Annotated in this window: 20 protein-coding genes and 4 pseudogenes; 4 read left to right on the top strand and 20 right to left on the bottom strand. The window is 70.5% G+C overall.

Annotation, left to right across the window (positions count from 1 at the left end):
• Positions 1 to 70 precede the first annotated feature (70 nt).
• Positions 71 to 2350: an NADP-dependent malic enzyme gene (locus QM699_RS04085; protein WP_415009929.1), complete on the bottom strand. Its 2280-nt coding sequence runs from the start codon at positions 2348 to 2350 to the stop codon at positions 71 to 73.
• Positions 2351 to 2641: 291 nt separating this feature from the next.
• On the opposite strand from QM699_RS04085, the gene QM699_RS04080 reads away from it, so the two are divergent.
• The gene (locus QM699_RS04080; RefSeq protein WP_415009928.1) at positions 2642 to 4135 is read left to right on the top strand and encodes a hypothetical protein; all 1494 of its coding nucleotides are present in this window, start codon (positions 2642 to 2644) and stop codon (positions 4133 to 4135) included.
• A 20-nt stretch (positions 4136 to 4155) separates the two neighbouring features.
• Here the strand turns inward: QM699_RS04080 and scpA are convergent, their stop codons facing one another.
• Positions 4156 to 6288 (bottom strand): methylmalonyl-CoA mutase, encoded by a 2133-nt coding sequence (gene scpA, locus QM699_RS04075; RefSeq protein WP_415009927.1) that lies wholly within the window; start codon positions 6286 to 6288, stop codon positions 4156 to 4158.
• 72 nt (positions 6289 to 6360) lie between these two features.
• Between scpA and QM699_RS04070 the strand changes: the two genes are divergently transcribed.
• Complete coding sequence (locus QM699_RS04070) at positions 6361 to 6768, top strand: DUF4174 domain-containing protein (protein ID WP_415009926.1); 408 nt, start codon at positions 6361 to 6363, stop codon at positions 6766 to 6768.
• Entirely contained in the window at positions 6719 to 7063 is a 345-nt protein-coding gene (locus QM699_RS04065) for a PepSY domain-containing protein (protein WP_415009925.1), read from the top strand. Before QM699_RS04070 ends, QM699_RS04065 begins: the two co-directional genes overlap by 50 nt.
• Positions 7064 to 7103: 40 nt before the next feature.
• Here the strand turns inward: QM699_RS04065 and QM699_RS04060 are convergent, their stop codons facing one another.
• From QM699_RS04060 to QM699_RS04040, 5 genes are all read right to left on the bottom strand, one after another.
• Positions 7104 to 9104, bottom strand: a complete 2001-nt coding sequence (locus QM699_RS04060) for an acetyl-CoA carboxylase biotin carboxylase subunit (protein ID WP_415009924.1) — start codon at positions 9102 to 9104, stop codon at positions 7104 to 7106.
• Between the two features lie 23 nt (positions 9105 to 9127).
• Complete coding sequence (locus QM699_RS04055) at positions 9128 to 9304, bottom strand: hypothetical protein (protein WP_415009923.1); 177 nt, start codon at positions 9302 to 9304, stop codon at positions 9128 to 9130.
• Positions 9305 to 9326: 22 nt separating this feature from the next.
• Positions 9327 to 9674: a hypothetical protein gene (locus tag QM699_RS04050; protein ID WP_415009922.1), complete on the bottom strand. Its 348-nt coding sequence runs from the start codon at positions 9672 to 9674 to the stop codon at positions 9327 to 9329.
• Positions 9675 to 9690: 16 nt separating this feature from the next.
• The gene (locus QM699_RS04045) at positions 9691 to 9936 is read right to left on the bottom strand and encodes a hypothetical protein (protein ID WP_415009921.1); all 246 of its coding nucleotides are present in this window, start codon (positions 9934 to 9936) and stop codon (positions 9691 to 9693) included.
• Positions 9937 to 10342: 406 nt separating this feature from the next.
• Entirely contained in the window at positions 10343 to 11875 is a 1533-nt protein-coding gene (locus QM699_RS04040; protein ID WP_415009920.1) for an acyl-CoA carboxylase subunit beta, read from the bottom strand.
• A gap of 113 nt (positions 11876 to 11988) precedes the next feature.
• On the opposite strand from QM699_RS04040, the pseudogene QM699_RS04035 reads away from it, so the two are divergent.
• Positions 11989 to 13332 (top strand): annotated as a pseudogene (locus tag QM699_RS04035) (helix-turn-helix domain-containing protein); the annotation flags it as partial.
• A gap of 106 nt (positions 13333 to 13438) precedes the next feature.
• Here the strand turns inward: QM699_RS04035 and QM699_RS04030 are convergent.
• From QM699_RS04030 to QM699_RS03970, 13 genes and pseudogenes are all read right to left on the bottom strand, one after another.
• Complete coding sequence (locus QM699_RS04030) at positions 13439 to 14059, bottom strand: hypothetical protein (protein WP_415009919.1); 621 nt, start codon at positions 14057 to 14059, stop codon at positions 13439 to 13441.
• A gap of 105 nt (positions 14060 to 14164) precedes the next feature.
• Positions 14165 to 14362, bottom strand: a complete 198-nt coding sequence (locus QM699_RS04025; protein WP_415009918.1) for a hypothetical protein — start codon at positions 14360 to 14362, stop codon at positions 14165 to 14167.
• A 10-nt stretch (positions 14363 to 14372) separates the two neighbouring features.
• Positions 14373 to 15452, bottom strand: a pseudogene (locus QM699_RS04020) (IS630 family transposase).
• A gap of 32 nt (positions 15453 to 15484) precedes the next feature.
• Positions 15485 to 16159: a class I SAM-dependent methyltransferase gene (locus tag QM699_RS04015; protein WP_415009917.1), complete on the bottom strand. Its 675-nt coding sequence runs from the start codon at positions 16157 to 16159 to the stop codon at positions 15485 to 15487.
• Between the two features lie 126 nt (positions 16160 to 16285).
• Entirely contained in the window at positions 16286 to 17506 is a 1221-nt protein-coding gene (locus QM699_RS04010) for a cysteine desulfurase (protein ID WP_415009916.1), read from the bottom strand.
• The gene (locus tag QM699_RS04005) at positions 17506 to 18081 is read right to left on the bottom strand and encodes a Yip1 family protein (protein ID WP_415009915.1); all 576 of its coding nucleotides are present in this window, start codon (positions 18079 to 18081) and stop codon (positions 17506 to 17508) included. The genes QM699_RS04010 and QM699_RS04005 overlap by 1 nt, the downstream gene beginning before the upstream one ends.
• Complete coding sequence (locus QM699_RS04000) at positions 18071 to 18649, bottom strand: YIP1 family protein (RefSeq protein ID WP_415009914.1); 579 nt, start codon at positions 18647 to 18649, stop codon at positions 18071 to 18073. The genes QM699_RS04005 and QM699_RS04000 overlap by 11 nt, the downstream gene beginning before the upstream one ends.
• Positions 18650 to 18653: 4 nt before the next feature.
• Positions 18654 to 19940: a SufB/SufD family protein gene (locus tag QM699_RS03995; RefSeq protein WP_415009913.1), complete on the bottom strand. Its 1287-nt coding sequence runs from the start codon at positions 19938 to 19940 to the stop codon at positions 18654 to 18656.
• Positions 19940 to 20707: a Fe-S cluster assembly ATPase SufC gene (gene sufC / locus QM699_RS03990; RefSeq protein ID WP_415009912.1), complete on the bottom strand. Its 768-nt coding sequence runs from the start codon at positions 20705 to 20707 to the stop codon at positions 19940 to 19942. Before sufC ends, QM699_RS03995 begins: the two co-directional genes overlap by 1 nt.
• A 112-nt stretch (positions 20708 to 20819) precedes the next feature.
• Entirely contained in the window at positions 20820 to 21059 is a 240-nt protein-coding gene (locus tag QM699_RS03985; RefSeq protein WP_415009911.1) for a hypothetical protein, read from the bottom strand.
• A pseudogene (gene sufB, locus QM699_RS03980) lies at positions 21056 to 22580 on the bottom strand (Fe-S cluster assembly protein SufB). The gene QM699_RS03985 and the pseudogene sufB overlap by 4 nt, the downstream one beginning before the upstream one ends.
• A gap of 43 nt (positions 22581 to 22623) precedes the next feature.
• A pseudogene (locus tag QM699_RS03975) lies at positions 22624 to 23671 on the bottom strand (cysteine desulfurase family protein).
• The gene (locus QM699_RS03970) at positions 23668 to 24162 is read right to left on the bottom strand and encodes an Rrf2 family transcriptional regulator (RefSeq protein WP_415009910.1); all 495 of its coding nucleotides are present in this window, start codon (positions 24160 to 24162) and stop codon (positions 23668 to 23670) included. The pseudogene QM699_RS03975 and the gene QM699_RS03970 overlap by 4 nt, the downstream one beginning before the upstream one ends.
• Positions 24163 to 24221 lie beyond the last annotated feature (59 nt).

Here is a 24221-nt window from a genome sequence, read left to right as displayed (position 1 = left end):
CCCCGGTTCCGAAGCCGAGGGGCTTATGACGAACAAGTCCGCCTCCGTGCGCCCCGACGGCGCACTGGCCTCAGCCGTAGCTCTGCACCGGCGCGCCAGCCAGCGCCGCGATGTTGAGCAGGCCGCGTGCGGTGATCGACGGCGTGACGATCTGCGCCCGGTTGCCCATCCCCATGAGGATCGGCCCGACCTCGAGCCCGCCGGCGATCGACTTGATGATGTTGCGCGCCCCGCTCGCCGCGTCGGTGTTGGCGAACACCAGCACGTTCGCCGCGCCCTGAAAGCGCGAGTTCGGGAAGAGGCGCGCCCGCACGTCCGGGTCGAGCGCGGCGTCGGAATGCATCTCGCCCTCGTACTCGAAATCCAGATCCTGCGCGTCGAGGATCTCGAGCGCGGCCCGCATCCGCCGGCCGCTGTCGGTGTCGAGGTTGCCGAACTGCGAGTGCGAGCACAGCGCGATCTTCGGCGCCAGCCCGAAGCGGCGGACGTGCCGGGCGGCCGAGATCACCACGTCGGCGATCTCCTGCGCGCAGGGCTCGGGATGCACCTGCGTGTCGGCGATGAAGGTCACGCCGCGCTCGTGGATCATCAGCGACAGCGCGCCGACGGGGTGCAGCTGCGGCGTGCCGAGCACCTGCCGCACGTAGTTCAGGTGCCAGAGGTATTGCCCGAACGTGCCGCAGATCATGCTGTCCGCGTCGCCCCGCTGCACCATCACCGCGCTGATCGCCGTGGTGTTGGTGCGCATGATCGCCCGCGCCAGATCCGGCGTCACGCCGCGGCGCTGCATGATCGAATGGTACGTGCCCCAGTAGTCGCGATACCGCGGATCGTTCTCCGGGTTCACCAGGTCGAAGTCGCGCCCCGCGACCAGCGGGATCGCGTCGCGCTCGCAGCGGCTGTCGATCACCTCCGGCCGCCCGATCAGGATCGGCCGCCCGACGCCTTCCTGCACCATCGCGTGCGCCGCGTGCAGCACCCGCTCATCCTCGCCTTCGGCGAAGACCACCCGCCGGCCGCCGGCATGTGCCACGTCGAACACGCGCCGCATGATGAAGGCCGACTTGAAGACCGACTGGTTCAGCGCAGCCTTGTAGGCCTCGATGTTTTCCACCGGGCGCGTCGCCACGCCCGACTCCATCGCCGCCTGCGCCACCGCCCCCGCGACGATGGCGAGCAGCCGCGGGTCGAACGCCTTGGGGATCAGGTAGTCGCGGCCAAAGCTCAGCCGCTCGCCCTGGTACGCCGCCGCCGCCTCGGCGCTCGACGACGCCCGCGCCAGCGCCGCGATCCCCTCGACGCAGGCGACCTGCATCTCGTCGTTGATGACCGTCGCGCCGACGTCGAGCGCGCCGCGGAAGATGAACGGGAAACAGAGGACGTTGTTCACCTGGTTCGGATAGTCCGACCGGCCCGTCGCCACGATCACATCCGGATTTGCCGCGCGCGCATCCGCCGGGCTGATCTCCGGGTTGGGGTTCGCCAGCGCGAAGACGATCGGGTCGCTCGCCATCCGCTGCACCATCGCTCCGGTCAGCACGCCCGGCCCGGACAGCCCGAGGAACAGGTCCGCCCCGTCGATCACCTGATCGAGGGTGCGCAGGTCGGTCTTCTGCGCATAGGCGGCCTTCTCCGGGTTCATGTCCTGCTCACGGCCCTCGTGGACCAGCCCGTGGATGTCGCAGAGCCAGATGTTCTCCCGCTTCGCCCCGAGCTTCAGCAGCATGTTGAGGCAGGCGATGCCCGCCGCCCCGCCGCCGGTCGAGACGATCTTGACGTCCTCGAACTTCTTGCCGGCGACGAGCAGCGCGTTGGTTGCCGCGGCCCCCACCACGATCGCCGTGCCGTGCTGATCGTCGTGGAACACCGGGATCTTCATCCGCTCGCGGCACAGCCGCTCGACGACGAAGCAGTCCGGCGCCTTGATGTCCTCGAGGTTGATCGCCCCGAACGTCGGCTCCAGGCTGGTCACGATCTCGGCGAGCTTCACCGGGTCGCTCTCGTTCACCTCGATGTCGAAGCAGTCGATGTTGGCGAACTTCTTGAAGAGGACGGCCTTGCCCTCCATCACCGGCTTCGAGGCCAGCGCGCCGATGTTGCCGAGGCCGAGCACCGCCGTGCCGTTCGACACCACCGCGACGAGGTTGCCGCGGGTGGTATAGCGCGCGGCGTTGCTCGGGTCGGCCTTGATCTCGAGGCAGGCCTCGGCCACGCCGGGGCTGTAGGCGAGCGAGAGGTCCCGCTGGTTCGCCATCGGCTTCGTCGCCTTGATCTCGAGCTTGCCGGGCTTCGGCAGCTCGTGATACCGGAGCGCCGCCTGTTGCGCCGTCTGCTGGATGCCGCTGTCCATCGGTCGTTTCCCCTCATGGTGCCGCAAGCTCTCGTGCGCGGCCCGCTGGTTTCCTGTTGCATCGCCCGCCGGGGCCGGTCAAGCCGCCCGCGGACGGAGGTCCTTCTGCGGCTTCGGGCACCACCGCACCCTTGCGCCGGCCGCCGTCCCCGCGTTACCCTGAGCGACGGCGGAACGAGCCGCCCCCGGATCCGCGGGAAGGGCAGAGCCCCCTCGGCACCACATGCGACGCACCCCATCTCCCTCGTGCGGCCGTTCGCGGGTCATCGGCCGGAAGCACCGGGAGGTGTCATGCCCGCTCTCACGCCCTCGCCCGATCTCGGGCAGCTCCGCCGTCAGGCAAAGGAACTGCTGCGCGCCGCCAGGGCCGGCGATCCGGCCGCCCTCGCCCGGCTCGAGGCGCCCGACGCGCCGCGGCTGCACCACGCGCAGCGGGCGCTGGCCCGCGAGGCCGGCTTTCGCTCGTGGCCCGAACTCGTCCAGTACGTCGAGGCACGCCAGAGCGCGGCCGCAGAACGGCGCGCCCGCTGGTTCGGCTGGGCCATCGGCAACGACCGCACCGGCCATCGCCTCGCCGCCCGCGCCCTTGCCGACGAGCCCGACCTCGCTGCCGGCGACCCGTGGCTCGCCTGCGTCGCCGGAGACGCCGCGACCGTCGCCGCCCACCTCGCGCGCGATCCCGACTTCCCGGCCGCGCGCGGCCGGGACGAGATGACCCCGCTCGCCGCCGTTGCCCGCTCGCGCCTGATCCACGAGCCTGCCCACACGCCCGGCCTGCGGCGGATCGCCAACCTGCTCCTCGCCGCCGGCGCCGACCCGAACGCCCGCTGGCGCGACCCCGACTGGCCGGACGAGCCGCTGCCCATCCTCCATGCCGCCGCGGGCCTGACCCATGCGCCGGGGATGACCGCGCTGCTGCTCGCGCACGGCGCCGACCCGAACGACGGCGAGTCGCTCTACCATTCCACCGAGGCCGAGACGGCCGACTGCACCGCCGCGCTGCTCGCCGCCGGCGCGCGCGTCGCCGGCACCAACGCGCTCGCCCACTGCCTCGACCGCGACAACCTCGCGGGCCTGCAGCTCCTGCTCTCGCGCGGCGCCGACGCGGTGGAACCCGGCCTGCTCGGCCATGCGCTCGACCGCGGCCGCTCGCTCGCGCACCTGCGCCTGCTGCTCGCCGCCGGCGCCGACCCGCGCGCCCTGCCGGGCGGCGGCGCGGCCCTTGCCGAGCGCGCCCGCGCCCTCGGGCGTACCGACGTGCTCGCCCTGCTGGCCGAGCTCGGCATCGTCCCGCCGCCCGCCGACGACATGACGGGCTTCGTCGCCGCCTGCGCCCGTGCCGACGAAGCCGCGGCCGGCGCGATCCGCGCGCGCGTGCCCGACATCCTCGCCCGCCTCACCGACGAACAGCTCCGGCTTCTCCCGGACCTCGCGGCCCTCGGGAACCCCGCCCCGGTCCGCGCGATGATCGCCCAGGGCTGGCCGCTCGAGACCCCGACGCCGGAGTGGGGCGCCACTGCGCTCAACACCGCGCTGTTCAAGGGCGACGCCGCCATGGTCGCCCTGCTGCTCGACGCCGGCGCCGACTGGCGCAGGCTGCATGGCTTCGGCGGCAATGCCCTCGGGACGCTCGCCTTCGCCAGCACCGCCGGCATCATCGGCGATCCGGCCGCGCGCGACTGGGCGGGCTGCGCCGCGGCGCTCCTCGCTCACGGCGTGCCGCCCGGCGCCTTCGCCGGCCTCCGCTATCCGCCGGAGGTCGAGGCCCTGCTCGCGACGGACTGACCCGCGGCGGGGGCCGGCGCTCACGCTGCCCCCCGCTCCCGGATCAGCCCGAGGATCTCGCGCGCCGCCGCGGGGATGTTCGTCCCCGGGCCGAAGATCGCCGCAACGCCGGCCTGCTTCAGGAAGTCGTAGTCCTGCTGCGGGATCACCCCGCCGCAGATGACGAGGATGTCGCCCGCGCCCTCGGCCTTCAGCGCCTCGATCAGCTTCGGCGCGAGCGTCTTGTGCCCCGCCGCCTGGGACGAGATGCCGACCACGTGCACGTCGTTGTCGATGGCATCCTGCGCCGCCTCCTCCGGGGTCTGGAACAGCGGGCCCACGTCGACGTCAAAGCCGATGTCGGCGAACGCGGTCGCGATCACCTTCGCGCCCCGGTCGTGGCCGTCCTGCCCCATCTTCACCACCAGCATGCGCGGCCGGCGGCCCTCGGCTTCGGCGAAAGCCTCGACGTCACGCTGGATCTGCGCGAAGCCCTCGTCGCCCTCGTAGGCGGCGCCATAGACGCCCGCGAGGGTCTTCACCTCGGCGCGGTGGCGCCCGAACACCTTTTCCATCGCGTCGGAAATCTCCCCCACGCTCGCCCGCGCCCGCGCCGCCTCGACCGCCGCGGCGAGCAGGTTGCCGCCCTCGCGCGCCACGCGCTCCACCTCGGCCAGCGCCGCGGCGCAGGCGCCCGCGTCCCGCGTCGCCCGGATCCGCTCCAGCCGCGCGATCTGGCTGTCGCGCACCTTCACGTTGTCGACGTCGAGGATGTCGATCGGCTCCTGCGCCGCCAGCCGGTACTTGTTGACCCCGACGATCACCTCCTCGCCCCGGTCCACCGCCGCCTGCCGCCGCGCCGCGCTCTCCTCGATACGGAGCTTCGGCATGCCCGAGCCCACCGCTTTGGTCATGCCGCCGAGCGCATCGACCTCCTCGACCAGCGCCCACGCCTTCGCCGCCAGCTCCGCCGTCAGGCTCTCGACGTAGTACGACCCCGCCAGCGGATCGACGACATGGGTGATCCCCGTCTCCTCCTGCAAGATCAGCTGCGTGTTCCGCGCGATCCGGGCGGAGAATTCCGTCGGCAGCGCAATGGCTTCGTCCAGCGCGTTGGTGTGCAGGCTCTGCGTGCCGCCAAGCGCCGCGGCCATCGCCTCATAGGCGGTGCGCACCACGTTGTTGTACGGGTCCTGCTCCTGCAGGCTGACGCCGCTGGTCTGGCAGTGCGTGCGGAGCATCTTGCTGCCCGGCTTCTTCGCGCCGAACTCCGTCATCACCCGGTGCCAGAGCAGCCGCGCGGCGCGGAGCTTTGCCACCTCCATGAAGAAGTTCATCCCGATCGCGAAGAAGAAGCTCAAACGACCGGCGAACGCGTCCACGTCCATTCCCGCCGCAATCGCCGCCTTCACGTACTCCTTGCCGTCGGCAATCGTGAACCCGAGTTCCTGCACCAGGTTCGCGCCGGCCTCCTGCATGTGATAGCCGGAGATCGAGATCGAGTTGAACTTCGGCATCTCGGCGGCGGTGTAGCCGATGATGTCCGAAATGATCCGCATCGAGGGTTCCGGCGGATACACGTAGGTGTTGCGGACCATGAACTCCTTCAGGATGTCGTTCTGGATCGTGCCCGACAGCTCGGCGCGCGGCACGCCCTGCTCCTCGCCCGCGACGATGAAATTCGCGAGGATCGGGATCACCGCGCCGTTCATCGTCATCGAGACGGAGATCTTCTCCAGCGGGATCCCGTCGAACAGGATCTTCATGTCCTCGACCGAGTCGATCGCGACGCCGGCCTTGCCCACGTCGCCCACCACCCGGGGGTGATCGCTGTCATAGCCGCGGTGCGTCGCGAGATCGAACGCCACCGACACGCCCTGCTGGCCCGCCGCCAGCGCCTTGCGGTAAAACGCGTTGCTCTCCTCCGCGGTCGAGAAGCCGGCGTACTGCCGGATCGTCCACGGCCGCCCGGCGTACATCGTCGCCCGCGGCCCGCGGGTGTAGGGCGCCATTCCCGGCAGGCTGCCGAGGTGCCCGAGGTCCGCGAGGTCGCGCTCGGTGTAGAGCGCCTTCACCTCGATGCCCTCCGGCGTCTCCCAGTTCAGGCTCTCGACCGGCTTGCCCCTCAGCTCCTTGGCGGCCAGCGCGCCCCAGGTCTCCAGATCGTCGCTCATGCCGAAATCCCCGAAAAATCCCTCGCCTTCCCCGCCGGCGGACGGCTAGATGCCCCGCAAACGGAGGACATCATGCCAAGCGCGCTCGCCGCCCTGTTGATCGCGCTTCTCGCGCCGCTCGCCGCCCTGGCGCAGGACACGCCACAGCCCACGCTCGACGAGCTGCGCGGCCAGTCCCGTGTCGCCGTGGTCTTTGCCAACTCGCCCGACGACCCGAAGTTCATCCAGCAGATGGCCTGGCTCGACGCCGAGCCCGACGCCCTGGAAGAGCGCAACGTCGTCGTGCTGACCGACACCGACCCGAAGGCCAACGGCCCGCTGCGCCAGCGCCTGCGCCCCGTCGGCTTCGGCGTGGTGCTCATCGACATCGACGGCACCATCGCCACCCGCAGGCCGCTGCCGGCAACCGTGCGCGAGGTCGTAAACTTCATTGACCGCATGCCCTCGCGCCGGCAGGAAACGGGCTCGCACCGTCCCTGACTCCAGAGGAGCCAACATAGTCAGGGCCGCAACCCTCGCCACTCTGGCGGCTGCGGCACTCGCCGCGACGCTCGCCGTTCCGGCCAATGCCCAGCGCGTGCCGCCGCGGGGCGCCCTGCCGCTCTCGCAGATCATCGCGGGCGTCGAGAAATCCCAGCCGGTCAGCTCGTTCCGCGAGGTCGAGTGGGACGATGACGGCTACCGGGACATGGAATTCATCAACACCAACAACCGCACCGTCAACATCCGCATCGACCCGATGACGGGCGAGCCCTGGTCCCGCCGGTCGCGCTGAAGGTCGCGGGCCGGGGCGCGGAGACGCGGCCCGGCCCATCTCACTCGAACTCCAGGATCACGTCGTCCACCGCCAGGCTGTCGCCTGCCCTGGCACGAACCTTCTTCACCACGGCCTTCCGCTCGGCGCGCAGCACGTTCTCCATCTTCATCGCCTCGACCATGGCGAGCGCCTGACCGTCGAACACCTCGTCGCCTTCGGCCACGTCGATGCGCACCACCAGCCCCGGCATCGGGCAGAGCAGGTACTTCGAGGTGTCCGGCGGCAGCTTCACCGGCATCCGCTCGGCGAGTGCCGCGTGCTTCGGCGTGAAGACGGAGACCTTCAGGTCCGCGCCGCGATGGCGCAGGCGAAAGCCGCCTTCCAGCGGGTTCACCTTGGCCACCACCTCGCGCCCGTCGATGCGCGCCCGCGCCAGCCGCTGCCCCGGGGTCCATTCGCACGCGAGCGTCGCCAAGGTGCCGTCCGGCCAGGTCACGTCGCTGCGGTTGCCGCCCGAGTCGAGCGTCAGCGGCCAGGGCTTGCGGTCGATCGTCACGACCCACTCGCGCCCCACCTGCCGCTGGTGATAGGGCATCGCGCCGGAGATCTTCGCGGCACGCGCCTCGCTCACCACGTGCATGTGCGCCGCCAGCGCCGCCAGATCGCGCAGCAACTCCTCGGGCAGCTCCGCGCCCTGGAAGCCCTCGGGATACTCCTCGGCGATGAACGCCGTGGTGATCTCGCCGGAGATGAACCGCGGATGGTCCATCACAGCCGACAGGAACGGCAGGTTGTGGCCGATGCCGTCGACCTCGAAGCTGTCGAGCGCGCTGCGCATCCCGGCGATCGCCTTGCCGCGGTCGGGCGCCCAGGTGCAGAGCTTGGCGATCATCGGGTCGTAGTACATCGAGATCTCGCCGCCCTCGAAGACGCCGGTATCGTTGCGCACCGCCCCGGTCGCCGACTTCTCCTCCGCCGGCGGCCGATACCGCGTCAGCCGGCCGATCGACGGCAGGAAGTTGCGATAGGGGTCTTCCGCATAGAGCCGGCTCTCGATCGCCCAGCCATGGATGCCGATGTCGGCCTGGGTCAGCGACAGCCGCTCGCCCGCCGCCACCCGGATCATCTGCTCGACCAGATCGACGCCGGTAATCAGCTCCGTCACCGGATGCTCGACCTGCAATCGCGTATTCATCTCAAGGAAATAGAAGTTGCGGCTGCCATCGACGATGAACTCGACCGTCCCGGCGCTCGCATAGTCGACGGCCTTCGCCAGCGCCACGGCCTGCTCGCCCATCGCCCTGCGCGTCGCCGCGTCGAGGAACGGCGAGGGCGCCTCCTCGATCACCTTCTGGTTCCGCCGCTGGATCGAGCACTCGCGCTCGTTCAGGTAGATGCAGTTGCCGTGGCTGTCGCCGAGCACCTGGATCTCGATGTGCCGCGGCTGGGTGACGAACTTCTCGATGAAGATCCGGTCGTCACCGAAGCTCGACGCCGCTTCCGACTTCGACCGCTCGAAGCCCTCGGCCGCCTCGGCGTCGGTCCAGGCGATGCGCATTCCCTTGCCGCCGCCGCCGGCGGATGCCTTGATCATCACCGGATAGCCGATCTCGCCCGCGATCTTCACCGCGTGGCGCGCGTCGTCGATCAGGCCCATGTAGCCCGGCACCGTCGAGACGCCCGCCTCGGCCGCGAGCTTCTTCGAGGTGATCTTGTCGCCCATCGCGCGGATCGCCGAGGCGGGCGGCCCGATGAACGCGACCCCCGCCGCCGCCAGCGCCTCGGCGAAATCCGCCCGCTCCGAGAGGAAGCCATAGCCCGGGTGCACCGCCTCGGCGCCGGTCGCCTTGATCGCCGCGAGGATCTTCTCGATGACAATGTAGCTCTGGTTCGCCGGAGGCGGCCCGATGTGCACCGCCTCATCGGCCATCTTCACGTGCAGCGCGCCCGCGTCCGCGTCGGAATAGACCGCGACCGTCGCGATCCCCATCTTGCGCGCGGTCTTGATGACCCGGCAGGCGATCTCGCCGCGGTTCGCGATCAGGATTTTCTTGAACATCTGGATCTCGCCTGCCTTTTCGCTCACATCGACGTGCCGACGCTGTCGTCGATCTGGCCGGGGTTCATCGGGTCGGGGGAAAGCGCGGAGTCCGTCATCGGATCCGCCGGGGCCACGTCCGAGGCGCCGCCCGCCGGCGCGGTGCAGGCCCCGAGAAAGCCCGCAAGCGCGAGCAGGGCGGCAATCCGAAGCATGGTCATGGTCGTTCTCCCCCTTCTGGTTTCAGTCATCGAAGATGTCCGGAAAGCTGGCGCGCGCCCGGTCCACGTCGACTCGCAGCAGCGCCTCGTAGCTCGCCGGATCAAATGGATCCTCCGCCGGCACCACCTCGCGCCCCAGCAGCCAGCCGAGCCGGCCGGCGTCGAGGTTGCCCCGCTCGAACGGCTCCTCGCCGAAATGCTCGATCAGCGCCGTGAGGAACATCTCGTCGGCCTGCCGGTCGATGGCCCGGCGGTCGGCGAAGCGCTCGCGCGCCTTCAGCGGCGTCACCTTGCGCGGGTCGGCCCGGCGGATGGTGAACTGCAGGTCGCTCCCCGGCAGCCGCCCGGGAAAGCCGCGATGCTTCAGCATGGCCGGGCGCCCCCGGTCAGTCCTCGCCCAGGTGCATGACGGCGATCCCCATCGACACCGCACCGAAAGTCAGCGCCGTCTGGAAGAACAGCACGAACGTCGCGAGCCCGCTCTCGTCCTTCTGCAGGCTGGTGCCCAGCCCCCAGACGTCGAGCCAGATCATCCCGAACAGGAACGCACAGCCGAGCACCATGCCGTTCGCGATGTGCGTCAGCATGAAGCGCACCAGCTTCGGCAACTGCATCCAGAGACGCCGGATCATGGAAGGCTCCGGTCAGGGGTTGGCCACAATGTAGCGCCCCCGCCCCCCGGCGGCCAGCGCCGAACCGGCGATGCCGAAGAACCCCGGCCTCCCAAGAGTCGAGACGCTGACGCCAGACGGATTTGTCCGTCGATAAATCCGTCCGCGCTCGCCGGGGCGATCCCGGCCGGATTGGCACCCTTCCGCAGAAATCTGCACCCCTGACGGCTTCCGCGCGGTCCCCGCGCTCCCTGCCGTTGGCGCGGCCGACGCAGTGCGTCGGCTCGTCGCGCCGAGCACTCGCGTGCGCAAGCGCCCGCTTCAGTCGCAGCAGCCTCCCGACGCGAACCGCTGCCAGGCCCTCACCGCCCGACGTTTTCACCAGAGCTTCCAACGGCATCCCCACCACTTCGCGCGTGAAATCCCGTCACAGCGGAATGTTGTCGTGCTTCTTCCACGGATTGCTCAGCCGCTTGGTGCGGAGCGAGGCGAACGACCGCGCCACCCGCTTCCGCGTCGAGTGCGGCATGATGACCTCGTCGATGAACCCCTTCTCCGCCGCCACGAACGGATTGGCGAAGCGCGCCTCGTAGTCCTTCGTCCGCGCCGCGATCTTCTCCGGGTCGCCGAGCTCGGAGCGGTAGAGGATCTCCACCGCCCCCTTCGCGCCCATCACCGCGATCTCGGCGGTCGGCCAGGCGTAGTTGAAGTCCCCGCGCAGGTGCTTCGAGCTCATCACGTCATAGGCGCCGCCATAGGCCTTGCGGGTGATGACCGTGACCTTCGGCACCGTCGCCTCGCCGAACGCGAACAGCAGCTTTGCCCCGTGCTTGATGATGCCGCCGTACTCCTGATCGGTTCCCGGCATGAACCCGGGCACGTCGACGAAGGTGAGGAGCGGGATCTCGAAGGCGTCGCAGAACCGCACGAAGCGCGCCGCCTTGCGCGCCGAGTCGATGTCGAGGCACCCGGCCAGCACCATCGGCTGGTTCGCCACCACGCCGACCGTCGAGCCTTCCAGCCGGATGAACCCGGTCAGGATGTTCTTGGCGAAGTCCGGCTGGATCTCGAAGAAGTCCCCCTCGTCCGCGACCTTGAGGATCAGCTCCTTCATGTCGTACGGCGTGTTCGGATTTGCCGGCACCAGCGTGTCGAGGCTCGCATCCACCCGGTCGCCCGCGTCGAAGAACGGCCGCAGCGGCGGCTTCTCGCGGTTCGACAGCGGCAGGAAGTCAACCAGCCGCCGCACCTCGGCGAGCGCCACCAGATCGTTCTCGAAGGCATTGTCCGCCACGCTCGACTTCGAGGTATGCGTCTTCGCCCCGCCCAGCTCCTCCGCCGTGACGATCTCGTTCGTCACCGTCTTCACCACGTCGGGGCCGGTCACGAACATGTAGGACGAGTCGCGCACCATGAAGATGAAGTCGGTCATCGCCGGGGAATAGACCGCCCCGCCCGCGCAGGGGCCCATGATGACGCTGATCTGCGGGATCACCCCCGACGCCATGATGTTGCGCTGGAACACGTCGGCATAGCCCGCGAGGCTCGCGACGCCCTCCTGGATCCGCGCGCCGCCCGAGTCGTTGAGCCCGATCACCGGCGCGCCGTTCTGCACGGCCATGTCCATGATCTTGCAGATCTTCTGCGCGTGCGTCTCGGAGAGCGAGCCGCCGAACACCGTGAAGTCCTGGCTGAACACGTAGACCTGCCGCCCGTTCACCGTGCCCCAGCCGGTGACGACGCCGTCGCCGGGAAAGCTCGACCCGTCCATGCCGAAGTCGACGCAGCGGTGGGAGACGAACATGTCGAATTCCTCGAAGCTGCCCTCGTCGAGCAGCACCTCGATCCGCTCCCGCGCCGTCAGCTTGCCCTTGGCGTGCTGCGCTTCGATCCGGGCGACGCCGCCGCCCAGCCGGGCATTGGCCCGCCGCGTCTCGAGCTCGTCGAGGATGTCCTTCATGCGCGCCTCCCCAGGGTTCCACCGCGGTTCCCGCTGCCATTGCCACGTCACATTCCGCGCCGCAACAAATCTCCGGCGGATTTGCAAACTCGATTGCAAAGGCGTCGAGCGAAATGCAAAGTTGCGAAGCCATGACCGCTCCCGCCAAACTCTACGCCGGTGTGAAGCTGCGCGAAATACGCGCGCGGATGAAGCTCACTCAGGCGGACTATGCCGCGAAGCTGGGGATTTCGCTCTCCTACCTCAACCAGATGGAGAACAATCACCGCCCGGTATCGGCCCGCGTCGTGCTGGCGCTGGCGCAGGAGCTCGGCACCGACGTCACCGAGCTCGCGGCAGGATCGACCGAGCGCATGGTCGCCGACATCCGCGAGGCCCTCGCCGATCCGGTGTTCGGCCCGGCGCCGCCGCTCGGCGACATCCAGCTCCTCGCGACGAACGCCCCCAATCTCGCGCGCGCGTTCCTGACGCTGCACCGCGAGTTGCGCGAGACGCAGGAGCGGCTGGCGCAGGTGAACGAGGCGCTGGGCCGCGAGGACGCGAGCCTCGCCCCCCTGCCCTGGGAAGAGGTGCGGGATTTCTTCCACTACTGCGACAACCACATCGACGCCATCGACCGCGCCGCGGAGCATTTCGCCGGCCGCCTCGGCGGTGGCGAGCGGCGGGCCGCGCTCGCTGGCTGGCTGGAGCAGCGCCACGGCATCACGGTGTCGACCGCCGCCACCCCTGCCCTGCGGCACTTCGACCCCGGCGCCCGCCACCTGACGCTCGCCGCGCACAGCACCGCCGCGACACAGGCGTTTCAGGTCCTGCACCAGATCGCGCTCCTCGAACACGACGACCTGCTCGAGGCCACCCTCGACCTCGCCCGCTTCCGCACCGAGGCGGCGCGGGCGATCTGCAAGACCGGGCTCGCCAACTACTTCGCCGGTGCGGCGCTGCTGCCGTACATGGATTTCCTCGCGCGGGCGCAGGAGCTGCGCCACGATCTCGAGGCGCTGTCGGGCGCGTTCGATGCCTCGATCGAGCAGGTGGGGCAGCGGCTGTCGACGCTCCAGCGCACCGGGGCGAAGGGGGTGCCGTTCTTCTTCTTCCGCGTGGACCAGGCCGGCACCATCACAAAGCGCCACTCCGCCACGCGGCTGCAGTTCGCCCGCTTCGGCGGCGGCTGCCCGCTCTGGAACGTCCACCAGGCGTTCGAGACGCCGGGCCGCTTCCTGCGCCAGCTCGCGGAGACGCCGGACGGCGCCCGCTATCTCTGCCTCGCCCGCGACGTGTCAAAGCCCGGGGGCGGCTTTCGCGCCCCGGTGCGGCGCTATGCCATCGGCCTCGGCTGCGAGATCGCCCACGCGGCTGCGCTGGTCTATGCCGACGACCTCGACCTGAAGACGGCCACCTACCAGCCGATCGGAGTCTCGTGCCGGATCTGCGAGCGCCGCGACTGCCACCAGCGCGCCCTGCCGCCGCTGGAACGGCCGCTGATCGTCGATCCGAATGCGCGGGGCGTGCTGCCCTATCGCATCGGTTAGGCGGCGCGGCCCCCGGGGCCGCGCCGCTCAGCCGTCAGGCGATTTCCTGCAGCGCGCTCAGGAACTGCTGGGCGAGACTGGAGGCGGTAGAGGCGGCCGTGCCGACGCCGCCGGTGGCCAGCGCACCGAACAGCGACTCCGCGAGCGAGGCGAAGCTCGACGCCGTGCTGTCGCTGCTCGCGGTCGCATCCGGTGCCGCGCCCGACGGCGGCCCCGGCGGCGGGCCGCGACGCGCGTCGCCGGCGGACGCGACATCGCCCGACGCGCGCGAGGCGGTCTCGGCCGCGGTCATCTCGGCCTCGGTGATCTGCCCGTCGCCGTCGCTGTCGATGGTGCCGAACTGCGACGAGAGCAGGTCGCCGACGTCGCTGCTTGCCAGCTCGTCGGCGGAAATCGTGCCGCTGCCGTCCGCGTCGTCGTTGGCGAGCAGCGCGGAGAACAGCGACTGCGTCCCCTCGCTCGACACGTCGCTCGGCGGCGGGGGCGGGGGTGGCGGCGGGGCGGCGGCGGCGCTGGTCGTGGTGCCGGCCTGAGCCGTCTGGGTGGTATCCTCGGCCGCCTGCTTCTGGCGGGTGATCTGCGCAAGCAGGGTGGCGTAGCTGGAGTTGGTAGACGAGACAGAGGAGATCATCAGCTTCTGCTTTGTGACGAACACAGGAACTTGCGTCCGCCGCCAGTCATCCGCCAGTAAGCTCGCCAAGGTGTTGATGCGCCGCAGCAGAATGGCGAGGGATTGCCGCAAGCTTCCGCCAAATTCGCGCTACCCCCGCGCCGTCATCACCAGCGCCTGGATTTTCCCGGAGAGCGCGCCTGGCCCGTGGCGCGCCTCGAGTGCCGACGCCACCCGCTCCGTTACCGCCGCCAATTCCCCCGGTGCGCGCGCCTCGATCTCGCCGCGGATCGGCGTCCCCTGACAGAACGCCGTGGCCAGATGCCGCGGCGAGGGCGACCGGCTCATACCACCGGCCTTATGGATTGACCTTCGCCCACTCCCTTGATGCGATCGATGCGATGACTGCTGGCTGTGTCGCGAAGCGGTTCCATGCGTCGCAGCAGGCATCGACGATGGCGTCGTAGTCGTCGAAGACGCTGATCGCGAGCCAGTTGGCGCGGAGGTATTGCCAGACGTTCTCGACGGGGTTCAGTTCGGGACTGTAGGGCGGCAGCACGAGGAGGGAGATGTTGTCGGGGACGACGAGGCCGCCTCCGCCGTGCCAGCCGGCACCGTCGAGGACGAGCACGGCGTGGGTGCCGGGCGCGACGGCGCCGGCGATCTCGGCGAGGTGGGCGTTCATCGCGGGGGTGTCGGCGAAGGGCATGACGAGGCCCGCCGCCACGCCGCGATCCGGGCAGACCGCGCCGAAGATGTAGGCCCACTGGAAGCGGGTGTCGCGCGGCGCCCTTGGCCGGGTGCCACGCTTCGCCCAGATGCGGGTGAGCGTGCCCTGCTGGCCGACCCTTGCCTCGTCCTGGAACCGAGATCTCCAGCGGCTTGCCCCGTGCCGCCTCGGGCAGCGCCGCGGCTACCGCGTCGGGGAAGCTTTTTTAAACCCCTCCTGGGCTTCGGGATCGGTCTTCGGATGCCGCGGACGAACCGACAGGCGCCGGTAGCCGAGCGCCGCCAGATACTTGCCCACCGTCCGCTCGTGCACCTCCACCCCGAACCGCTCCGCGATCCGTCGCCCGAGATCCTGCCGCCGCCACCGCACCACCCCGTCCCCCACTGGAACGGGCGCCGGGTCGGGACCCGCCTCCACCCAGGAGGCGAACTCGGCCATCTGCGCCGGCGACAGCCGTCGCGGCTGCGCCCCGCCCCGATGGTTCGAGAGCCCCGCCAGCCCCTCGGCATTGTAGCGGTGCACCCAGTCCCGCAGCGTCTGCCGGTCCATCCCGCAGGTCTCCGCCGCGGTCTGCCGATCGACCCCCTCCAGTACCAGCGCGATCGCCAGCATCCGCCGCGCCGCCTTCGCATCCCGGCTCCTGACAGCCGCGCGCCTCAGCTCCGCCGCCGTCAGCTCCCTTCTTGTCACCTGCACCGCCGCTGACATCCCCAGCCTCCTCCTGCCTCGACCGCAGTGAGTCAGAGATCAGCCGAATTGGGAATCCCAAGAGAGTCAGAAAGCGCGGCCGGTGGTATCACATCCGCGCGCCTCTCGATCCCGATGTCCGAGAATCCCGCCCGCTCCAGATCGGCGCGGATCACGCCCGCGTCGTAGTAGCCGTGCGGCGTCCGCACGATGAAGCGCGGCGGGTCGACGGGGAACAGCGCCGCCAGCGCCTCCGCCACCTCGAACGCCAGCGCATTCTGCTCGATCCGATCCCAGACGCTGAAAACGAACCGGCCTCCCGGCCGCAGCACGCGACGAGCCTCGCGGTAGCCCGCGACCCGATCGGGAAAGAACATCGCGCCGAACTGGCAGAGGACCACGTCGAATGCGTCGTCGTCGAACGGCAGCGCCAGCGCGTCCGCCTGCCGCCACTCAATCCGCCCGTCTGCCCCCTGCCGCGTGGCGGCCCGGTCAAGCATCGGCTGGTTCAGGTCGGTGACGACGTAGCGCGCGTCCGCGCACAGCAGCGGCGCAAGCGCCCGCGTGACCGCCCCGCTGCCCGCCGCGGTCTCCAGAATGTCGCGCGGCGCCAGCGCGGAGACGCGCTGCGCCATGTCCTCGGCGTAGCTCTCGAAGATCAGCGGCACCATGTGGGTGTCGTAGGTCTCGGGGATCGCCCCCGCGAAGACCTTGTCGCTCTCGGCCATCGGCCCGCCCCCCCGCTCGGCGAGTCGAATGACCCGCCGGCCTTCCATCCTACGCCGTTCCGGTGCGAAAGTCCGGGAGACACCGCCGCGGCCAAGGGGCGGCGGGGGTCAGGGGAAGCGCGCCTGTCAGGCGAAGAGCTCGTGGCAGGTCTCGAGTGCCGCCACCAGCGCGTCGACCTCGGCCTCGGTGTTGTAGAGCGCGAACGACGCCCGGCAGGTCGCGCTGACCCCGAGCCGCGTCATCAGCGGCTGCGCGCAGTGATGCCCGGCCCGCACCGCCACGCCCTTGCGGTCGACCACCGTCGAGATGTCGTGCGGATGCGCCTGCCCCTGCATGGTGAACGAGAAGATCGCGCCCTTGCCCGGCGCCGTCCCCTGCAGGCTCAGCCAGTTCAACCCGCCGAGCCGCGCGCTGGCATAGTCGCGCAGCCGGTGCTCATGGGCGGCGATGGCGTCGAGCCCCAGGCCCTCCATGTACTCGATCGCCACCCCGAGCCCGATGGTCGCCACGATCGACGGCGTGCCCGCCTCGAACTTCAGGGGCGGATCGGCGTAGGTGATCCCGTCCTGCCGCACCTCGCGGATCATGTCGCCGCCGCCGAGGAACGGCCGCATCTCCGCCCACCGCTCCGCCTTGGCATAGAGCGCGCCCGATCCGGTCGGCCCGTAGAGCTTGTGCCCGGTGATCGCGTAGAAATCGACGTCGAGGTCCACCACGTCCACGGGCATGTGCACCGCCGCCTGGCTGCCGTCCACCATCACCGGCACGCCCTTCGCGTGGGCGCCGGCGGCGATCGCCTTCACGTCGACCACCGTGCCGAGCACGTTCGACATGTGGGTGATGGCAACCAGCTTGGTGCGCGGCCCGATGGCGGCAAGCACCCGCTCGGGATCGAGCGAGCCGTCGGGCTCGATGTCGACCCACTTCAGCACCACTCCCTGCCGCTCGCGCAGGAAATGCCACGGCACGATGTTCGCGTGATGCTCCATCACGCTCAGGACGATCTCGTCGCCCGCCTGCAGCCGGGGCGCCGCCCAGGCATAGCTCACCATGTTGATCGACATGGTGGACCCGGTGGTGAAGACGATCTCGTCCTCCGCCGTCGCCCCGAGAAAGCGCGCGAGGATGCCGCGCGTCGCCTCGTACTTCTCCGTCGCCACCGACGAGAGATAGTGCAGGCCCCGGTGGACGTTGGCGTACTCGTGCGCATACGCCCGCGTCACCGCGTCGATCACCGCCTGCGGCTTCTGCGCCGAGGCGCCGTTGTCGAGATAGACCAGCGGCCGGCCGTGCACCTCGCGCGCGAGGATCGGAAAGTCGCGGCGCACCGCATCGACGTCGTACATCAAGAAACCTCCTGCGGCGTGATCCCGAGGATCGCCGCCAGTATCGCCACCCCGAGCATCAGCACGACGCTCGTCGCGAGGATGCCGGCGAGCACCACCGCCGCGTTGCGAAACCCGTGCAGCTCGGCGACGAAGCAGGCAAAGGCGGAGAGCACCCAGACGATGCTCGCAATCGCCACCACCGCCGCCAGCATCGGCAGCAGCGCCAGCGCCACCAGCTGCACCGCCTGCAGCAGCACCATCATCGCGTTCAGCCACACCACCAGCGCCAGCGCCCCGCGCACGTCGCCGACGCCGCCGAAGAGCCGCCCCACCCGCGCGGCGAGGAACACCACCACCGCCATCACCGCCAGCTGCGCCACCGCGCCCAGCAGCGGCGTCCCCAGCACCGAGGCCGACACCGCGTCGATCGCGTCGGGCGCCAGCCGCAGCGCGGCATAGCCCAGCACCATCCCGACCGCCGTCACCAGCAGCGCCGCCTGCAGCAGCACCGGCACGTCCAGGTCGAGGGCCAGCACCCGGCGGGCCGCGGCACGCGGCCGGAGGAAGCTCGCCGCGATCAGCTCACCCCACATGGTCCGTCCCCCGATCCACCGGGCCCGGGCCCGAAGCCCCGGCCCGAAATCCCTCCGCCTCCAGCAGGCTTGCGCCGGCGAGCCACAGCCACGCTGCGACGCCCGCATAGCCGACCAGCCGCACCACCGGCAACAGCGCCGGCACCGCGTCGCCGAGCACCCCGAGCAGCGCGAGCCCGAGCGCGACCGGCGTCCCGGCAAGCAGCGCCGCGAAGAGCGCCGACCGCGCCGGCAGGAAGCCGCCCCGCGCCCCGAACAGCCGCGCCACCAGATGCGCCAGCGCCGCCACCCCGTAGGCCGCGAGCGGCGCCAGCGCCACCCAGGCGAAGAGGTGCGCCGCCACCGCCGCCGCGAACGGATCGCCGGTCTCGCCGGCCAGCCCCGCCGCCGCGCGCCGCGCGTCGGGCAGGCTCGCGACGAACAGCAGCCCGCAGGCGAGCATCAGGTCCGCCAGCGCGCGCGACTCGCTCAGGCCCGCCGCCATCCGCCCGGCCATGGCCCGGCGCGGGCCGGCCCAGGTCCGCGCGATCGCGTCGACGATGCCGCCGTGCGTCCGGCCGTGTGCCAACGCCCTAGCGCCGCCGGGCGAGCCAGGCGGCCAGCCGCTCGCGCAGCTCGTCCGCCAGCCCCGCGTCCTCCACCTCGGCGATTGCCTCGTCGAGGAAGGCGAGCACCAGCAGCTCCTCCGCCGTCTTGCGCGGGATACCGCGCGACGTCAGGTAGAACAGCGACGTCTCGTCCACCGCGCCGGAGGTGGAGCCATGGCTGCACTTCACGTCGTCGGCGTAGATCTCCAGCTCGGGCTTCACCAGAAACTGGCTGGTCTCGTCGAGCAGCAGGCTCTGGCTGATCTGATAACCGTCGGTCTGCTGCGCGCCCGGCTTCACCAGGATCTTGCCCTGGAAGACCCCGACCGCGCCATGGCGCAGCACCTTCTTGAACACCTGCCGGCTCTCGCAGCCGACGGCGGCATGGGTGATGAAGACCGTGTCATCGTGGTGGAAATCGCCGTCGCCGACGCAGGCTCCCGCCACATGCGCGCTGGCGTTGTCGCCGCGCATCTCGACGAAGGCCTCGTTGCGCGTCAGCCGCCCGTTCACCGTCAGGGTGAACGACTTCAGCCGGCTCTCGGTGCCGAGTCGGGCGAACAGGCCCGTCACCGCGCACCGCTCGTGATCGCGGCCCTGCGTGCGGACGTGGTGGAACGCAGCGCCGTCGCCGATCTCGACCTCGAGCACCGCGTTGAGCCGCGCCGCCCCGGCCGCGCTTTCGAGCAGCGTCAGGTCGGCACCGGCATCGAGCCGGATCACGTTGTGGACCAGCGCCTCGGCGCCCGCGTCCTTGCGGCGATAGACGAAGTGGATCGGCCGCGACGCCTGCCCCGTCACGCGGATGGCAAAGCCTTCCACCGCGCGCGCAGTGTTGAGCGCCGCGAGCGGCCGCTCCACCGGCACCTGCCCGGCGGCCTCGAGCTGGCCGAAGACCTCGCGGGTCCAGTGGATATCCGCCCCGAGCGCCGTGCGCAGCGGCGTGATCTCGACGCCCGCGATCTCGAGCGGCGTCGAGGCTTCCGGCGAATACACCCCGTCGACGAACACCAGCCGGTGCGTGTCGCGGCTCTGGAACACCGGCACGTCCTCGACGGCGAGCAGCGCTGCCTGCGGCGCCGGCTCGACCGTCAGCGACGTGGGGTCGGTGTACTTCCAGTATTCGTCCCGCCGGCCCGGCGCGCCGCGCTCGCGCAGCCAGGCTTCCGCCCGCCCCCGCGCGGCACGCGCCCAGGCCGCCTCGCCCGCGGGCGCAGGCCATGCCGCGAGCAGCGCGCCCGCGGCGTCGAGCTTCAGAACCGGCGCCGCCATCACGCCACCCGCTCGGCCACGGCCCGCAGGATGTCGGCATAGCCGTTCGTCTCGACCTCGAGCGCGAGCTCGGCCCCGCCCGACTGCACGATCCGCCCGTCCGCCATGATGTGAACCACGTCCGGCACGATGTGATCGAGCAGCCGCTGGTAGTGGGTGATGACGAGGAACGCCCGGTCCGGGCTGCGCAGCGCGTTCACCCCGTCGGCGACCAGCTTCATCGCGTCCACGTCGAGCCCGGAGTCGGTCTCGTCGAGAATGCACATCCGCGGCTCCAGCACCGCCATCTGCAGGATCTCGTTGCGCTTCTTCTCGCCGCCGGAAAAGCCGACGTTGACGGGCCGCTTCAGCATCTCGGCGTCGATGTTGAGCGACTTCGCCTTGACGCGCACTTCCTTCAGGAACTCCGCGGCGTTCAGCTCGGCTTCGCCCCGTGCCTTGCGCTGGGCGTTGAGGGCCGTGCGCAGGAACGTCAGGTTGCCGACGCCCGGGATCTCGACCGGATACTGGAACGCGAGGAACAGCCCCGCCGCCGCCCGCTCCTCCGGCTCCATCCCGAGCAGCTCCGCGCCGTCGAGGCTCGCCGTCCCCTCCGTCACCTCATAGCCGTCGCGGCCCGACAGCACGTAGGAGAGCGTCGACTTTCCCGACCCGTTCGGCCCCATGATGGCGTGGACCTGCCCCGCCGGCACCGTGAGGTTCACGCCCTTGAGGATCACCTTGTCCTCTTCCTCCAGCCGCACGTGGAGGTTCTCGATCTTCAGCATGTCCGTCCTTCCCGATATCCGCGCGTCGATCCGATCGAGCCGCTGCGCCGCAGCGGCGATCCCGACCGACCCGATGCCCCCGTATCCCCAGTCTCGCGTCCCGGCCCCGCCTTCAGGCCGCCGCCAGCCGCGCCCGCATCCCGGCGTTCCACAGCCCTGCCGGGACCGCGAGCGCGACGAAGAGCAGGATCGCCAGCACGCTCGGCAGCGGCAGCATCCAGCCGAGCAGCACCACCAGCGTGCCGACGAACGGCATCATGATGAGCGTGCCGATCACGATCTCCTCGGCGCCGGTGCCGAGCCCGCGGCCGACGTCGCCGCCGACCTCGCCCATGTCCCCGATCCCGTTCACCCGACGCTCCCCTCGAGGCTGATCGCGACGAGCTTCTGCGCCTCGATGGCGAACTCCATCGGCAGCGCCTGCAGCACCTCGCGGCAGAAGCCGTTGACCACCAGCGCCACCGCCTCCTCCTCGCCGATGCCGCGCTGGCGGCAGTAGAACAGCTGGTCCTCGTCGACCTTCGAGGTGGTTGCCTCGTGCTCCACCCGGCTCGAGTTGTTCTTGCACTCGATGTACGGAACGGTGTGCGCCCCGCACTGGTCGCCGATCAGCAGGCTGTCGCACTGGGTATAGTTGCGGCTGCCCGTCGCTTTCGGATGCACGCTGACGAGCCCGCGATAGGTGTTCTGCGCCAGACCGGCGCTGATCCCCTTCGAGACGATCCGGCTCCGGGTGTTCTTGCCCAGATGGTGCATCTTGGTGCCGGTGTCGGCCTGCTGGTGGTTGTTGGCGATGGCGATCGAGTAGAATTCGCCCGACGAATTGTCGCCGCGCAGGATGCACGACGGATACTTCCAGGTGATCGCCGAGCCGGTCTCGACCTGCGTCCACATCACCTTCGCCCGCGCCTCGCGGCAGTCGGCGCGCTTGGTGACGAAGTTGTAGACGCCGCCCCGGCCCTCCTCGTCGCCGGGGAACCAGTTCTGCACCGTGGAGTACTTCACCTCCGCGTCCTCGAGCACGACGATTTCCACCACCGCCGCGTGCAGCTGGTTGGTGTCGCGCTTCGGCGCGGTGCAGCCCTCGAGATACGAGACGTAGGACCCCTTGTCGGCGATGATGAGCGTCCGCTCGAACTGCCCGGTGTTCTCGGCGTTGATCCGGAAGTACGTCGACAGCTCCATCGGGCAGCGCACGCCGGGCGGCACGTAGACGAACGACCCGTCCGAGAACACCGCCGAATTCAGCGTGGCGTAGAAGTTGTCGCTGTAGGGCACGACCGAGCCGAGATACTTCTTCACCAGCTCCGGGTGCTCCCGCACCGCCTCGGAGATCGGACAGAAGATCACCCCGGCCTTCGCCAGCTCTGCCTTGAACGTCGTGCCCACCGACACGGAGTTCGAACACCGCGTCCACCGCGACCTTGCGTCCCTCGGCCGGCGCACCGTCGGCCCCCTCGACGCCGGCCAGGATCATCTGCTCCTTCAGCGGGATGCCGAGCTTTTCGTAGGTGGCCAGCAGTGCGGGATCCACCTCGTCGAGAGACTTCGGCTTCACCGCCATGCTCTTCGGCCGGGCATAGTAATACTGGTCCTGGAAGTCGATCTCGGGATACCGCAGCATCGCCCAGCTCGGCTCCTCCATCTTCAGCCACCGCTCGTAGGCGCGCAGCCGCCAGTCGGTCATCCACTCCGGCTCGCCGTTCTTCTCCGAGATCAGCCGGACGATGTCCTCGTTCAGGCCCTTCGGCGCATATTCCGTCTCGATGTCGCTGGAAAAGCCGTACTTGTACCGCTCGCCCACCGAACGAACGGCGTCCACCGTTTCCTGGTCCACGCCCTCGCGCGCGGTGATCTCGTCGAAAGCAGCCATGGCCTTCCGGTCCTTCCTTCTCTCACCCCCGTGGGCGCGCCCGTCAGGCAGCCCGCGCCCGGAAGCGGCGATAATGACGTTCCCATGCGCCCGCGAACGCGAGGAGTCCCTCCCGCGTCGTTCCCGGACCGATCGACACCCGGATCGCGCTGGTCGCGACCTCGGGCCTGTATCCCATCGCGGTCAGGACCCCGCTCGGGCGGACCTTGCCGCTCGAGCACGCCGACCCCGCGCTGACGGCGAAGCCGGCGAGGTCCATCTGCATGACCTGTGTCTCGCCCGTCCACCCCGGTATCGCAAAGCTCGACGTGTTGGCCAGCCGCGGCGCGCCGCGTCCGAAGAAGATAAGCTCCGGCGCCACCGATGCCAGTGCCCCTTCCAGCAAATCCCGCAGCTCGGCCAGCGCCTCGGCCCGACCGGACGCCAGAATCCGCCGCCGCCGCCTCGGCCGCCGCGCCCATCCCGACGATGCCGAGGATGTTCTCGGTGCCGCCGCGCCGCCCGCGCTCCTGCCCGCCGCCCTTGAGCCGCGCCTCCGGCGCCTCGCCCGGCGCGAGCAGCAGCGCGCCGGTGCCCTTCGGCCCGCCGAACTTCGCCGACGTGACGAGCGCCGACCGTGCGCCGGTCCAGTCGAAGCCGAACGCCACCTTGCCGACCGCCTGGCTCGCGTCGATGCAGGCGAGCCCGCGCGGCAGCGCCTGCACCACCCCGGTCTCGCCGTTCGCCGCCTGCAGCACCGAGCCGGCCGGATCCGCGACCGTCACCCGCCCGTCGCCATCGACCGGCAGCCCCGGCTCGACCCACGCCGCGACGCACGGATGCTCCACCGCCGCGCCGACGAGGCCGCGCCCGGCCAGCGCCAGCGCCGCGCTCTCCGTCGCGCCGGAGGTGAACACCACCTCCCCCGCGAGGCAGCCGGTCGCCTCGGCGACCTGCGCCCGCGCCCGCTCGATCGCCGCCCGCGCCGCGCGCCCCTCGGCATGCACCGACGACGGGTTGCCGAGCAGCTCCATCGCCGCGACCATCGCCGCCCGCGCCTCGGCCCGCAGCGGGGCCGTGGCGTTCCAGTCGAGATAGAGCCGCCCGCTCACGACACCGGCGCCGCAGCGGCGGCCACCGGCGCGCCCTCGTCCACCACGTCGACGAAGCTCGGCACCGCCGGGCAGGGCGCGAGCTGGTTCTTCACCACGTCGCCCAGCCGCGTCTGGTGCAGCATCACGTAGACGTTCGCCGACAGCTGCTCCCACAGCTTGTCCGCCAGGAGCTGCTCCCGGGTGCCGCCCGTCGCCCCGCTCGCGCCGGCGCCGCGGGCGAGCGCGTCCATCGTCTCGTCGACGGCGGCGAGGATTTCCGACACCCGGATCTCGTTCACCGGCCGCGCCAGCCGATAGCCGCCGCCCGGGCCGCGCACCGACTCGACGATCTCCGCCCGGCGCAGCTTGACGAACAGCTGCTCGAGATAGGCGAGGCTGATGTCCTGCCGCTCGGCGATCTCCGACAGCGACACCAGCCGCGCCGGCCCTTGCGTCGCAAGATCGGTGAGCGCAATCATCGCATAGCGCCCTTTGGTGCTCAGTTTCATCGCGTGTCCTCGCGAACTCCGGCCGGTCGCAGTTGACGCAAGGCCGGGGAGCCCTTAAC

This window comes from Amaricoccus sp., assembly GCF_047602525.1.
In the GTDB taxonomy this organism is placed as follows: domain Bacteria; phylum Pseudomonadota; class Alphaproteobacteria; order Rhodobacterales; family Rhodobacteraceae; genus Amaricoccus.
The sequence above is the reverse complement of the archived record's forward strand: the minus strand, read 5'-3'. Positions and strand labels throughout refer to the sequence as shown.

Bases quoted from the DNA above. Each gene is read 5' to 3' on its own strand.
- QM699_RS04085 (WP_415009929.1), bottom strand. From the start codon at position 2,350: ATGGACAGCGGCATCCAGCAGACGGCGCAACAGGCGGCGCTCCGGTAT.
- QM699_RS04080 (WP_415009928.1), top strand. From the start codon at position 2,642: ATGCCCGCTCTCACGCCCTCGCCCGATCTCGGGCAGCTCCGCCGTCAG.
- scpA (WP_415009927.1), bottom strand. From the start codon at position 6,288: ATGAGCGACGATCTGGAGACCTGGGGCGCGCTGGCCGCCAAGGAGCTG.
- QM699_RS04070 (WP_415009926.1), top strand. From the start codon at position 6,361: ATGCCAAGCGCGCTCGCCGCCCTGTTGATCGCGCTTCTCGCGCCGCTC.
- QM699_RS04060 (WP_415009924.1), bottom strand. From the start codon at position 9,104: ATGTTCAAGAAAATCCTGATCGCGAACCGCGGCGAGATCGCCTGCCGG.
- QM699_RS04055 (WP_415009923.1), bottom strand. From the start codon at position 9,304: ATGACCATGCTTCGGATTGCCGCCCTGCTCGCGCTTGCGGGCTTTCTC.
- QM699_RS04050 (WP_415009922.1), bottom strand. From the start codon at position 9,674: ATGCTGAAGCATCGCGGCTTTCCCGGGCGGCTGCCGGGGAGCGACCTG.
- QM699_RS04045 (WP_415009921.1), bottom strand. From the start codon at position 9,936: ATGATCCGGCGTCTCTGGATGCAGTTGCCGAAGCTGGTGCGCTTCATG.
- QM699_RS04040 (WP_415009920.1), bottom strand. From the start codon at position 11,875: ATGAAGGACATCCTCGACGAGCTCGAGACGCGGCGGGCCAATGCCCGG.
- QM699_RS04025 (WP_415009918.1), bottom strand. From the start codon at position 14,362: ATGAGCCGGTCGCCCTCGCCGCGGCATCTGGCCACGGCGTTCTGTCAG.
- QM699_RS04015 (WP_415009917.1), bottom strand. From the start codon at position 16,159: ATGGCCGAGAGCGACAAGGTCTTCGCGGGGGCGATCCCCGAGACCTAC.
- QM699_RS04010 (WP_415009916.1), bottom strand. From the start codon at position 17,506: ATGTACGACGTCGATGCGGTGCGCCGCGACTTTCCGATCCTCGCGCGC.
- QM699_RS04005 (WP_415009915.1), bottom strand. From the start codon at position 18,081: ATGTGGGGTGAGCTGATCGCGGCGAGCTTCCTCCGGCCGCGTGCCGCG.
- QM699_RS03995 (WP_415009913.1), bottom strand. From the start codon at position 19,940: ATGGCGGCGCCGGTTCTGAAGCTCGACGCCGCGGGCGCGCTGCTCGCG.
- sufC (WP_415009912.1), bottom strand. From the start codon at position 20,707: ATGCTGAAGATCGAGAACCTCCACGTGCGGCTGGAGGAAGAGGACAAG.
- QM699_RS03970 (WP_415009910.1), bottom strand. From the start codon at position 24,162: ATGAAACTGAGCACCAAAGGGCGCTATGCGATGATTGCGCTCACCGAT.